The following is a 1,001-nucleotide window of genomic DNA, read 5'->3' as shown; positions in this document are numbered from 1 at the left end:
CTATCTTGAATCATTTTGGTAATAAAATTATTATCTAAGTAAAAAATTCTGACTACATGATAATCATTATCGTTAAAATAAACTAAAAAATAAGCAAATTTCGCTTGACTACAATAAAGTTGACATTGGACTTGAGTCCAGTAGTTTAAAGGTACTTCTTTGTTTGATAAAAAGCCATTCCATGATGTTGAGATGTTGTTGTTTTCATCGCGATAAGGACATTTAATTTCTAAGAGAGTATTGGTTTTAGCATTATAACCATCTAAAGAAGCGGAAAACATTTTTTCTTTGTCATCCGTAAAGATGGCATCATGATAAATTAATTTAGTTATTTTTTCAAAGAAAACACGAGCAATAGGTTCCATTTTACTACCGTGTTCAGTGTATTTATTGCTTGTGAAAGTGGTGCCAAAGATTTTGTTATGAACTAATTGTTCTAAAGAACGGAATTTGTCATTGCCTGTGATGCTCCCGATTTCAGAGGCGTTAATGTATTTTTTGCGATGTTGGTACCATTCTTTGGTACGTTGAGATAATGTGATTTGCATGGTTATTTCCTTTTCTTAAATAATGAGATGATATATTGGCCTAAATAATAAATAAATTTAATTATATGATAAAGACATTTAAAGATGAAATCAATTAAACATAAGAGATGAGGTAAAAATAATAAGATAATGATTAATAAAGCTAAATTAAGCCACTTATTTTGATGATTAAAGAAATGATTACTGATATTAGTAAACCAATTATTTAATTTTGTTAACCAAGTATTAATTAGGTTCCACATGATTATTAGTTTTAGTAATGGTTAGATATTGATAAAATTGAACCACTATTCCTTGCTTTAATCTTTTGATACTTAATCGATAGGTAAAAAGATAGAATTTAATTAAATAATTAATAAAAATTAAAGGGATTAAAAAAATAAAGATAATGATGTTACTGGATAAAAGTGATAAGATTTTTTTAATGAACATATTTAATAGTTCCTTTCTTTT

The 1,001-nt window shown here is 26.3% G+C and carries 2 protein-coding genes; both read right to left on the bottom strand.

Annotated elements, in window-relative coordinates:
* A partial coding sequence (locus ON17_RS02660) for a YqaJ viral recombinase family protein (RefSeq protein ID WP_017191959.1) occupies window positions 1–548 on the bottom strand: 548 nt, incomplete at its 3' end.
* A gap of 225 nt (window positions 549–773) precedes the next feature.
* Window positions 774–980, bottom strand: a complete 207-nt coding sequence (locus tag ON17_RS02655; RefSeq protein ID WP_026072012.1) for a hypothetical protein — start codon at window positions 978–980, stop codon at window positions 774–776.
* Window positions 981–1,001 lie beyond the last annotated feature (21 nt).

The sequence above is a fragment of the Poinsettia branch-inducing phytoplasma str. JR1 genome, assembly GCF_000309465.1.
GTDB classification, from domain to species: Bacteria; Bacillota_I; Bacilli_A; order Acholeplasmatales; family Acholeplasmataceae; genus Phytoplasma; species Phytoplasma pruni.
Note: the sequence above shows the minus strand (reverse complement) of the source record. Positions and strands in the feature narration are given on the sequence as shown.